Origin of the sequence: Flavobacterium panici, assembly GCF_903819335.1 — a bacterium.
Taxonomy (GTDB): domain Bacteria; phylum Bacteroidota; class Bacteroidia; order Flavobacteriales; family Flavobacteriaceae; genus Flavobacterium; species Flavobacterium panici.
The window spans coordinates 1-12515 of the sequence record NZ_CAIJDE010000030.1 but is presented as its reverse complement, the minus strand read 5'-3'; the positions used below and the strand labels follow the sequence as shown (position 1 = coordinate 12515).

The 12515-nt window shown below is 33.2% G+C and carries 7 protein-coding genes and 1 rRNA gene; 3 read left to right on the top strand and 5 right to left on the bottom strand.

Going from position 1 to position 12515, the window contains the following annotated elements:
- Positions 1-65: 65 nt before the first annotated feature.
- Both FLAPXU55_RS04740 and FLAPXU55_RS04735 read right to left on the bottom strand, forming a co-directional pair.
- The gene (locus FLAPXU55_RS04740; RefSeq protein ID WP_180856796.1) at positions 66-1094 is read right to left on the bottom strand and encodes a LacI family DNA-binding transcriptional regulator; all 1029 of its coding nucleotides are present in this window, start codon (positions 1092-1094) and stop codon (positions 66-68) included.
- 134 nt (positions 1095-1228) lie between these two features.
- Positions 1229-1666, bottom strand: a complete 438-nt coding sequence (locus tag FLAPXU55_RS04735) for a PepSY-like domain-containing protein (RefSeq protein WP_180856795.1) — start codon at positions 1664-1666, stop codon at positions 1229-1231.
- Between the two features lie 303 nt (positions 1667-1969).
- Between FLAPXU55_RS04735 and FLAPXU55_RS04730 the strand changes: the two genes are divergently transcribed.
- Both FLAPXU55_RS04730 and FLAPXU55_RS04725 read left to right on the top strand, forming a co-directional pair.
- Positions 1970-4162 (top strand): tetratricopeptide repeat-containing sensor histidine kinase, encoded by a 2193-nt coding sequence (locus FLAPXU55_RS04730; RefSeq protein WP_180856794.1) that lies wholly within the window; start codon positions 1970-1972, stop codon positions 4160-4162.
- Positions 4163-4174: 12 nt separating this feature from the next.
- Positions 4175-4816 (top strand): response regulator, encoded by a 642-nt coding sequence (locus tag FLAPXU55_RS04725; protein ID WP_053474469.1) that lies wholly within the window; start codon positions 4175-4177, stop codon positions 4814-4816.
- A 1-nt stretch (position 4817) separates the two neighbouring features.
- On the opposite strand, the gene FLAPXU55_RS04720 is transcribed toward FLAPXU55_RS04725, so the two are convergent.
- Positions 4818-5735: a PorP/SprF family type IX secretion system membrane protein gene (locus FLAPXU55_RS04720; protein WP_180856793.1), complete on the bottom strand. Its 918-nt coding sequence runs from the start codon at positions 5733-5735 to the stop codon at positions 4818-4820.
- A 3-nt stretch (positions 5736-5738) separates the two neighbouring features.
- On the bottom strand, positions 5739-10946 hold the full coding sequence (locus tag FLAPXU55_RS04715) for an HYR domain-containing protein (RefSeq protein ID WP_180856792.1): 5208 nt from the start codon (positions 10944-10946) through the stop codon (positions 5739-5741).
- Between the two features lie 167 nt (positions 10947-11113).
- On the opposite strand from FLAPXU55_RS04715, the gene FLAPXU55_RS04710 reads away from it, so the two are divergent.
- A complete protein-coding gene (locus FLAPXU55_RS04710) occupies positions 11114-12130 on the top strand; it encodes a proline-specific peptidase family protein (RefSeq protein ID WP_180856791.1) in 1017 nt (338 codons plus the stop codon).
- Between the two features lie 290 nt (positions 12131-12420).
- Here the strand turns inward: FLAPXU55_RS04710 and rrf are convergent.
- Positions 12421-12515 (bottom strand): 5S ribosomal RNA (gene rrf, locus FLAPXU55_RS04705); the annotation flags it as partial.

The following is a 12515-nucleotide window of genomic DNA, read 5'->3' as shown; positions in this document are numbered from 1 at the left end:
GATAATTATAAAAACTATCCTGCTTTAGAGGGGTTGAATTCAATGTTAATCCTGAATTTTATTTTTTATTTTTGAGAAGATTCTCTTGCCAGTACTTCTGTATTTAAGAAGGTGATTTCTTTTGCATCATCATTTTTAGATGATTTCAAATTTTTGATGATAATTTCGGCTGCTGCTTTTCCCATTTTTTCGGCAGGATGTGTAATTGTAGATAAATTAGGATCTATAATTTGCGAAATTGGGTCATTATTAAAACCAATTACTTTAAATTCTTCAGGTACTTTTATGCCTCTTTTTTTAGCAGTTTGTACAGCACTTACGGCTAAAATATCTCCGGGAGCAAATAGTCCGTCGGGCATTGGTTTTAAATCAAATAAAGCATTGCTGGCTTTTACTCCGTCTTCGTAGGTTACTGAATTTAAATTAATTATCAATTCTTCTTCTACAGTAATATTATGATCTTTTAAGGCTTCTATATAACCTCTTTTTCTTTCGTTATAAAGGTTTCCTAATTCTGAACCGGCTGTTAAATGTGCAATTCGAATGCAGCCTTGTTCAATAAGGTGTTTTGTGGCTTTGTAACCTGCTGTATAATTATCGATAACAACTCTAAAAGTATTGTAATCTTTAGGAACCCTGTCTACAAATACTAATGGAATATTATTGTTTGAAAACTGATGAAAGTGTGCCGTATCTCTGGTTTCCATTGCAAGTGAACAAATCACACCGCTTACACGATTACTATACAGCGATTTAGCCATATTTACTTCTTCTTCGTAAGAATCATGCGACTGCATAATAATTACGGTATAATCCGATTTTTGGGCTGTGATTTCGATTCCGCTGATTAATGATGATAAAAACGGCTGCGTAACGGTCGGAATTAAAACACCAATGGTTCTGGTTTTGTTTCCGCGTAAACCTGCTGCTAAAGTATTGGGAACAAAACCCATTTCTTCGGCGGTTTTTTTCACTTTCTTTATCGTTTTATCACTTATGGTGTGATGGTCTTTTAAAGCCCGTGAAATAGTTGATGTTGCCAGGTTTAAACGCTCGGCAATATCGTAAATCGTTACATGTTTATTCTCTTCCATGAAATAAAAAATAGAAATGTAAATATAAACTATTTTCGTTCAAGATGTTCTTAACTATAAATTGGTGTTAAATAAAAAATTCCCGATTAAATCAGCTTATGATTTAATCGGGAATGTAAACCAATAAAAGATCTTTATTTGTCTTTTTCGTCTTTTAGAATTTTACCGTCCTTGGTAAATTCCAAATCGATTTTGTTTGTTAAATCAACATCTAAATCTTTGTGCCCATAGTCGATGTGCGTTATTTTTTCGTTTGGATGGTTCTTAGCCACATAAGCTTTGACGTTATCCGGAATAAAAGCTGTTGGAATTGGTTTGTCTCCGCCATCTACTTCACGATACGATCCGTCTTTCCAGAATTCTACTTCTGTTCCGTCTTTTAGTTTTACTTCAAAACCTTTTTCCCCGTGTTCTGCATCTTTTTTGGCGGTTACCACTGTGGTATGGCTAAAATGTTTCTTTAAAAATTCCTGTGCTGGTTTTGGAAGTTCTGTCACTTCGATTTTCTTCTGCGCACTGGCCGAGATTGTTAGAGTTAACAATGCTATGGCTAAAAATATTCTATTTTTCATAATCGTTTATTTAAGTATAGTATTACTAATTTACTGCAAGAAAATCTGGCTTCAAATCTATTTAAGAAATTTTTAGTTTTTTTATACTTATCAATTAACTGATTTACAAGTGTTTTTGATTTTGCTTTTTTAAAACAATTATATCACAACTTTGATTAAAAAATCTATTTTAAGAAACTTGTATTTAATTGTTTTGTGCTATTTTTACCTCTCTGTCAAAAATTGAACAGATTTCATAAACCCCAAGTTTACAAGGCTTTAAAAATTACTCTGATTCTGTTTTAGAGTACAAACCAAAAACGTATGGCAATCTGGTCTAAAAGACTTTTTTTATTGATTTTTCTCTTTTTATCGTTCAGTCTGCAGGCGCAGATTGAAAATAAAAAGAAAACTTTTGTTTCCAGAAATCCTGTAGAGATTAAAGAGGATAAAAATACGCTGGCACTTTATGATTTATACAATAAAGGCGAAGAAAAAAAGGCGTATAAAAAAGCACATTCGATATTAAAATCGGGTACGGCGGGAAATCGCTCCATAGCCAGAACCAATTTACTTCTTGCTTATTATTTTAATAAAAGGGCTATTATTGATTCTTCTATTTATTACACGAATCAAGCTTTAAAATTCAATACTGTCGTAAACGATTCTTTAAAAAACCGACTTTTTTCTCTTGGTTATAATTTACTGGCAATTAATTATAAAAAAAGAGGTTTGCTGAATGAAAGTAAAAAATGGCATTTAAAGGGTATTGAAGCTTCTCAGAAATACAATGAAAAAAATCTTTTTTATACGCATACACATGGTTTAGCGCAAACTTACAGCGAATTGGGCGATTATACCAATGCATTAAAATTGTTTAAACAATGCCTTGAATATAAAGATGATAATGAGATTATTCTAGGAAGTTATATTAATATTGGTGATATTTATTCGAAACTGAAGGATTATGAAAATGCGGGTATTTTTTATAAGAAGGGAAAGGTTCTTTGCGAAAAAACCAATAATAATCAGGGACGTGTTATTATTTTATTAGGTCTTGGCGAGAATTATCAACTACAAAATAAGCCTCAGGAAGCCTTAAAAATGTTTCAGGAAGGGCTCTTAATTGCTGATAAAGGTGAGCAGAACCAGTTGTCAATTGTATGCCGAAGCAGTATTGGCGATGCTTATATTTCACTTAAAAAATATAATGATGCAAAATTGATGTTTTCTGAAGCGCTTCAGAAATCGGTTCATTTTGGACTGCTTCAAAATCAAAGTTATATTTATGATGAATTGCGAAAAATTGCGATTCAGCAGGATGATTATAAAAGTGCTTATTTGTTTTTTGAAAAATCAACTCACATTAAGGATTCTATTAATAAACTTCAGAAAATAAAGGAAATTAATGAATTGGAAATCAAATACAAAACAGCTCAAAAACAAAAGGAAATTGAGGTTTTGAAATTTGAAAATGAGACTAAAAAACTAACATTGGCAAATCAGGAAGAGGCGATAAAAAATATGCTGCTTCAGGAGGAAATTTCCAATAAAAATAATGAAAACACGATTTTGTCTTTTCAGAATTTATCAAATAAGAAACGAAACGAAATTTCGCTTTTAAAGAAGGATCAGCAATTAAAAGCTTTAGAAATCAATCAGCAGAAAAAAACAAAATTGTTTACTATAATTGCTTTTCTGATTTTATTATTACCTATTATTGGACTTTTATTTCAGTATTATAAACGTTTTAAGGTTCAGCATTTACTGAATATTAAGCAGGCCGAAATTAGTTCTCAAAAGATTGATGGAATCCTGAAAGATCAGGAATTAGAATTGATTAAGGCTTCGATTAGCGGACAGGATAAGGAAAGACAGCGTATTTCGCAGGAATTACATGATAGTATCGGCGGTAATCTGGCGGCGATAAAACTGCAGGTGAATCATTTAGATGTTTCTAATTTTTCGAATGTCCAAAAAATCAGCCTGCAATTGGATGAAACATATCAGCAGGTTCGAAGTTTATCGCATACTTTGCTTCCGAAGAAATTCAGCCAAAATAAATTTTTGGAAGTTTTGGAATCTTATTTCAGAAATATCAGTGAGGCAAGTAAAATTAAAATTTCGTTTATTCCGTATCCAAAAAAAGAGATTAATGATTTGGATGAAGATATTCAAATTGAAACGTTTAAAATTATTCAGGAACTTCTAACGAATACGATTAAACATGCAAAAGCTTCTGAAGTGGAAATTCAGCTGAATTATATTGAGAATATTCTAAATCTTTTATTTGAGGATAATGGTGTTGGTTTTGATACGGAAAAAAGTTCAAAAGGAATTGGCTTTATTAATTTAGAAACACGAATTGATACCTTAAAGGGTTCGTTTGTAATTGATTCTAAATTGAAAAGAGGTACAATTGTTAATATTGAAATTCCGGTTTTAGAACCAAGATCAAAAAATAAAATTAAGGGAATTGATTTTAAAAATAAGCTTGACGAATTAAAAAGTAACTAATATATTAGTTTGATGAATAAAATAAATTTACTTATTGCCGATGATCATACGATGTTCCTTCAGGGAATTATGTCTTTATTAGAAAAGGAACCGAATATTGGAGTTGTTGATACGGCAATAAACGGGATCGAAGCATTGGAAATAATTAAAAAGGGTAATATTGATTTTATTATCCTGGATATCAGTATGCCGGAAATGGATGGTATTGAATTGAGTAAGATTTTGAAAAAAGAATATCCAGATGTAAAAATCCTAATTGTAAGCACACACAGTAATGTGATGATGATTTCGAGGTTAATTAGAATTGGCGTAAATGGTTATTTACTTAAGAATGCTGAGAAGTCTGAACTTTTGAAAGCGATTAATACGATTGCTTCGGGAGAAAATTATTTTGCCGAAGAGCTGGAAGAAAAACATCTTTCGAACAGTTCTAAAATTGAAAAACAGGTTTCGAATTTAACGGAATTAAGTTCCCGCGAAAAAGAAATTTTGATTTTGATTGCGCATGAATACAATACGGCTGAAATTGCCGAAAAAACTTTTATCAGCTTAAATACTGTTAATACACACCGCCGTAATTTATTATCAAAACTGAATGCTAAAAATACGGCGGGGTTGGTAAAATATGCGGTTGAAAATGGTTTGGTTGATTGATTTATTCGAATCCTTTGCCCATTCGGTAATTTAAAACGAGCCCGAAAGTGTCTGGAATTACTACATTATCAAAGGATTTATTATAGGTGCAGATTACTCTAAAATTATCTGAAACATGAAATCCTGCAAGAGCATTTATTGTATTTGAAGTTCGATAACCGCCTCCAAATTCGAATTTGTTTTTGTAGTTTGCTAATAAATTAAAATCGGCCTGAAAAGGTGATCCTTCCATATATTTTACTAAAACACTTGGGTTTAAAAGTAAATCTTCGCGACTGCTTGTAAAAAATCGATAGCCTAAATAACTGTAATATACATTTTTTAAATTGGTGTTATTTTTTGAATTCCAGGCTTCATTTAACACATTTGGTGCAGATAACCCTAAGTAAAATTTATTATAATTATATAAAAAACCTACACCAACTGTTGGTGTAAAAGTGTGTATGTTTTCTTGAAATTCCGGATCAAATTCTAATCCTAATTCGGTTAAATTTTCATTATAAAGCATTGCTCCGGCCGTAACTCCAAACGAAATCATTTTGGAATTGGCTGATCTTTTCTCTCCTGCTTTATAATTTGAACCATAATAAATTTTATACGAGTATGAAGTAAAAAAATTGGTTGTATTTGTTACTCCAATCTCATCGCGGGATATTCCGGCTGCTAATCCTAATCTGTCTGACCACGCTGATTTGTTTATGGAAAAATCAACATTTTTTGGACTTCCATCAAAAGAGTTGAAATATCCATTTGTGGTCATTGCAATATCTATATCTGAATAATACCCCGCATGTGCGGGATTTATTAAAACTGTATTGTAATTATAACTTGAAAAAACTGGTGTTTGTTGTGCGTAAGCCTTTTCTAAAAAAATGATTATGATGAGTAAGGCTGCAATACTATTTATTATACTTTTCATGAATTAGCGTTTTAAAACAAGATATCCCTTGAGTTTTTTAAAGTGATGTGGTTGGTTGACACGGATTTCGAAGAAATAAGTTCCTTCTGGCAATTGATTGGCACCCAGATTTCGGCTTTTGTTGGCGATTCCGGTAAATACGTTTGATGCATTGTCGTAGTTTTCGGTTTGGAAAACCAAGTCACCCCAGCGATTGTAAATCAAAACCTGATTGTTTGGATAATTTGCAATATCATCGATTTGCCAATAATCATTTATTCCGTCGCCGTTTGGAGAAAAACCATATTTTGTTTCGTCTTTATCTTCTGGAACAACTGTTATTGTTACAGAATCTTCGGCTTCACAATTGTATTCATTTTTAAAAACTACTTTATAAGTTGTGGTTGTTAAAGGTGCTGCAATTGGGTTTGCAATTGCATTATTGCTTAATCCATCTGAAGGCGTCCATAAAAAAGTTCCGCTTTCTGAAGTTACTGCTTCAAGGTTTACAGATTGTCCTTCTGTAATTTGCTGATCATTTCCTGCCTCAACTACAATTGGATTTGTAAATAGTTGAAAATAACAATCTTTTGAATTATTACTTTGATCTGAAACTGTTATTTTAACTGTCATTCCTGCTAAATAGTCACTTCCTGCTGCCGGATTTTGAACAATCGAAGGATTTGGATCCATGTTATCTGTTGCAGAAATCATTTTTGTATAATCTGGAATTACGGTTGTATTACATTCCACCATTTGATCTGTAAGACAGGTAAAAACAGGCACTTCATTATCTAATACAATATGTATCACAAAGGAACAACTGGTCTCATTACCACTATTATCAGTAGTATTCATTACTACATTCATTCCGTCAGAAATTGCAGAACCTGGAACTGGGGTTTGTGTTACCGTTAAGTTTGAATCGCAATTATCTGAAACTGTAACCATTGAACGATAATCTGGAAGTGACGTACCCACAAGCAGATTCTGATCTCCAATACAGGTTATAACTGGCGGAGTAGTATCTGCAGAAACATTGACTATAAAACTGCACTCTGAATATTGATTTGATGCATCTGTAGCAGTTACTGTAACGGTCATTCCGTCTGTAAAATCACTTCCTGCAGCTGGATCCTGAGTAATTACCGGCGATGGATCACATTCGTCTGTTGCTTTAACTAAAAGTGTATAGTCTGGAATTTTTGATCCGCAGGCTAAAGTCTGATTTCCGATACAGTTATAGATTAATGGCGGCGTAAAATCTTGTTCTGCCGAATGTACAACGAAGGTGCATTCGTCATAATTTCCTGATTCATCTGTGTATTTTATGTGTATTGAAATTCCGTCATAGAAACGAGTTCCGACTGGCGGTGTCATTTCTGCAGTAATATTATCACTACAATTATCCTGCAGATTCATTATAGGACTAAATGCGTAATTGGGGATAAATTCTCCACAATATAGCGTTACATTTGATGGGATGGTAAATGTTGGGGGTTTGGTATCTGCACCAGTTGCACTAATAATTATACTGCAATTAGTGTAGTGTCCAGCATCATCTTGAGCGGTAAAAACAACTTCCATTCCGTCATAAAAAGCGGTTCCTTCCGTCGGATTTTGCGTAAGCGTTACATTTGTATCGAGGTCATCTGTTACAGTTAGTAATGGAAGATAATTAGGAATTTTTTCGCCACAAGCTAATTGCTGATTTCCCAGACAGGTTAAAACAGGTGCTTCATTGTCGATACCATCTGAAATAGTAAAAGTACAAGTTTGAAAATGACTGCTGGCATCGGTTACTGTTAAGGTTATTGTTTGTTTTCCTCCTGTAAAAATGGTTCCCGGAGCCGGATTTTGTTCGATTACAGGATATTCATCACAATCATCTGTAACCGTTATACTGTTTGTATAATTTGGAATTTCGTCTCCTTCGGCAATAATTTCGTTGTCTGGACAGTTCGATATTACTGGTTTTTCGTTATCAGTTAGATTTTTTCTTCCGTAAATAACATATACTCTTCCCGGGTCCTCATTTATTTTTACAGAACCTGAAGAATTATACATAATACTGCTTCCAATAATATCATCAAAACCATCATTATTAATGTCTCCAGTAAAATTAAATGATGTGTCATATCCTTTAGAAAATGTTAGTCTTAAACCGTCTTTAGCGGTAAAATTGAACATATTAATAGAACTTTTCCAGATCTCTCTACCGTAAATAATTACAGCACCTGAATTATTTACCGCAAAAAGGTAATCATCTATTCCATCTTTATTAAAATCACCAATACTACCAGATTTACCTACTGAAGCGAATGAATTTTCTAATTTAAAACCGTTTGTACCGTCAAGATTGTTTAAATCTACTGAAGCCGGAAGACTTGCAGAACCAAAAAGGACAAAATCTCTATTGAATGCAATATCATTAAAGCCGTCATGATTAAGATCGCCTACTTTATTTATTCCTGAGTATTTTAAAGATGATGTTGAATGCTGTACAATAAAACCATTGCTTCCATTTAGGGTTGTTACATTAAATTCACTTGGAAAACCAGAGCTTCCGTAAATAATATATCTTTTCTCTCCATCATAAGTAGCCACAGCAATATCAGGAATGCCATCTCCATTAACATCTCCTAATCCTGTTAAAGAATTAGCAATTTTATCAACAGCAGGATCACCGGAAATTGAAAAACCATTGCTGCCATTTAACTCTGTCGATAATAGTAAGGCTGGAAAAGGACCGCTTTTACCATAAATTATATGTCCTTTTTTTAATTGTCCGCTTCCAAAAACAGCGATATCATCAAAACCGTCATTATTAAAATCGCCAATAGAATCAATCCCTGCACCTATCGTTTCATAATATTCTGTCCCAGAAAATACAAATCCGTTATTTCCGTTTAAACTTGATAAAAAGAATTGAGCGCCAAGACCTCCTGTTTTCCCAAAGATTACATAAACTGCACCTGCATCGTAATTAATATTTTGTTTGTGAGGTGCACTCAACATTATATCGTCTATTCCATCACCATTTATATCGCCTGCAGAAGCTACTACAGTCCCTGTTTTGTTATACCCGGTTAAATCTACATCATCACGAATAATAAACCCGTTCGTTCCATTTAAATCTTTTAAATGAACTGTAGGCGGAAATCCGGTGGTTTTACCATATACTATATATACACTTCCCTTTATTATTTCCTGTGTATTTTTAAAAGCTCCTGAAGAACTTCTTATATCTCCTACTGAGCTTAATATAAAATCTTGAATACCATCATTGTTTATATCTCCTGCCTTATTTACACTAAATCCTGTTTGTATAAAACCTGTTTCTCCGTATACCACAAAACCATTTGTTCCATTTAATTCTTCCAACGAAAAATTTACTGTTTTACATGTTGGCGCTGAAGGAGGTGTTTTCAATTTTACTAAAAAACTACATGAATTTGTGTTTCCCGATAAATCAGTAACAGTAATCGTTACATTGGTATCTCCTTTGAATAAAGTCCCCTGAGGTGGGCTTTGAGTTATTACCAAATCATAATTACTGGTATACAGACAATTATCTGTTACATTAGGCAATAATGTAATATAATTAGGTAATGTTGAATTCACATAAAGTTCCTGATTGACAGGACACTCAATGATTGGCTTAACATTATCTATACGGTCTAAAGTTTCGCCGTAAAAAATATATGCGCTCCCTTTATCCCAATAATAATCTTCTTTTCTGGTAGATCCTAATATAAAATCATTTGTCCCATCATTATTAAAATCTCCGATTCCTGCCGCGTCACGTGCAAAAGTCTTATTAGAATAACCAACGAAATCATCAAAAATCTGGTATCCAACCGTATTTAAAATTTTATTTTCTTTTACAATTCCCGTAGCGGTATTTCCACCAAAAACAATATATAAGGCACCACTGTTTGAGATTCCTTCTTTAGAAGAAATCGCAATATCATCCTTTCCATCGTGATTAATATCTTTTACTCCAGCTACTGAAAATCCAAACTGATCATTGTATTTATTTCCTTGAAAAACTACACCTGTTGCTGGTGTTATACTTGTTATAGAAAATGAAGCCGGAAATATATTCCTTCCAAAAACAACATAGGCTCCACCGACACCGCTAACTCCGTCAAGATCTTTAAATGGAGCTCCTACTATAATATCATCAATACCATCATTATTAAAATCACCTGCTGATGCAACTGATTTTCCCATTCGGTTTTCCTTTATAGAATTGGTTATAATTGTTCCCTCTGAGGCATTCAAAATATCCAAATCTATTATTGCAGGAAAACTTAAATTTTTACCGAATATCAGGACTACTCTTCCTGAATAAGGATTTGCTGCATCTTGAAAAGACGGAAATCCTAAAACTAAATCATCGATTCCATCATTATTTATATCTCCAGCATTGCGGCCAATACTGTCTCCATACCAAACTGCATATCCTGATATTTTAAAACCATTTGTACCATTTAATGATGAAGTGACTAAATCCGTAATACCTGCAGCACCAAAAACAACATAATTATTAGTTCTTGCAGCGTAAAATTCAGTAATGATAATATCAGATATTCCATCGTGATTCACATCGCCAGCATAACTTACATCTATTATATATGTATTTGCCTCTCCATTACAGGTAATAGAAATTCCTTTTGTATTATCAATATCGGTTCTATTGTAAAGTGGCTGAAATGTATTAGCCCCAAAAAATACTTGTGCGGTTGCCATCCCTTCCTCAGTATAATTTCCAATAATAATATCATCAATTCCATCATTATTAAAATCACCAGCCGGGCTTAGCATAGTTCCTAATTTTTCGCCAGCGCCAACACCCCTAATTACAAAACCATTAGTTCCGTTTAAGGCAGCAACATCAAAAGTTTTAAATGAAAATCCTGATCCGCCAAAAATGACATAAATTTCACCTACATCTTTCATCCCTCCAAAATCAATTCCCGGCGCTCCAATCATAATATCCGGTATACCATCATGATTAATATCTCCTGCACTTTTTGTCGTGTATCCCAGATCATCTTCATTAGCTTTACCTTCCAGTAAAAACCCATTCGATCCGTTTAAAACAGAAACCGGTACTTGCGCACAACCATTCTGACCGTTTGAAATCCATATTCCAGCGAAAAAAAACAGGAATAAGAAAATTTGAAACTTTGGTATTATTTTTAAAATAGTTCTATTACTTTTCATTCTGCAGCTATATATTTTAACTTTTCATAAGTTGCAAAACTATAGCTCAACTGAATTTCATACATCACTATAAATAATGATTTTGAGAATTTAGGTTAACTATATACAGACCAAAATTCGTTTAAGAATAATTTGTAATTTAGTCTAAATCCTTAAAATTTAAATATATGCGCTATACCGCAATCATCTCAATGATTATACTTTTAACATCTTGTAAAAATGAACCTAAATCAGATGTACTTTCAAGTTATTTTACTTACGATCAAAACAATGTAGAATCAGCCGGTGTAAAAATGATTCCTATAAAAACACCTGTAGGTGAATTCAAAGTTTGGACAAAACGTTTTGGAACTAATCCGAAGATCAAAATCTTATTACTTCATGGAGGTCCGGCTATGACACACGAATACATGGAATGTTTTGAAACATTTTTTCAACGTGAAGGTTTTGAATTTTATGAATATGACCAATTGGGATCTTATTACAGTGATCAGCCCAAAGACAGCAGTTTATGGACAACTGACCGATTTGTAGATGAAGTCGAACAAGTTAGAAAAGCAATTAATGCAGATAAAGATAATTTTTATGTATTAGGAAATTCATGGGGAGGAATTCTTGCCATGGAATATGCATTAAAATATCAACAAAATATGAAAGGTTTATTGGTGTCAAATATGATGGCAAGTGCCCCCGAATATGGAAAATATGCTGATGAAGTTTTAGCAAAGCAAATGAAACCCGAAATTTTAGCAGAAATAAGAGCTTTAGAAGCTAAAAAAGATTTTAGCAATCCGAGATATATGGAATTATTACTTCCAAATTTCTACAAAGAACATTTATGTCGATTAAATGAATGGCCAGACGGACTAAATCGTGCCAGCAAACATGTAAATGGAGAAATTTATACAATGATGCAAGGCCCAAGTGAATTTGGGATTAGCGGAAGATTAGCAAAATGGGATATTAAAAATCGTTTACAAGAAATTACAATTCCAACACTAATGATTGGTGCCAAATATGACACAATGGATCCAAAAGCAATGGAAGAACAAAGCAAATTAGTTAAAAAAGGACGTTATTTATATTGCCCAAACGGAAGTCATTTAGCTATGTGGGATGATCAAAAAGTCTTTATGAATGGTGTAATTCAATTTATTAATGATGTTGACAGTAAGAAAATGTAGCAAGACATAAATCTTAATATATTGATTTACAAAACCATAACCATTAATGAAATAATTTTGATATTTAGATCAAGGCCAGTTTCCTTCCGAATCTTTAGTTTTTAAAGAAAAAGAAGCAAGTTCTTATCAACGCAAACACATACTATCTTTTAAAATCTGAAGATTCTCTAAGCTGTAAAACATTGCCAGCGGTTTGAACCGCTGGAACGCTGGTCTATCTCGTGATTTATTTTCCAAAAGTATTATAAAATAAAAAATCCTCATCAAATACATGATGAGGATTCTTAAAAGAAAGGCGACGACATACTCTCCCACAATACTGCAGTACCATCTGCGCAGGCGGGCTTAACTACTCTGTTCGGGATGGGAAGAGGTGAGCCCCGCC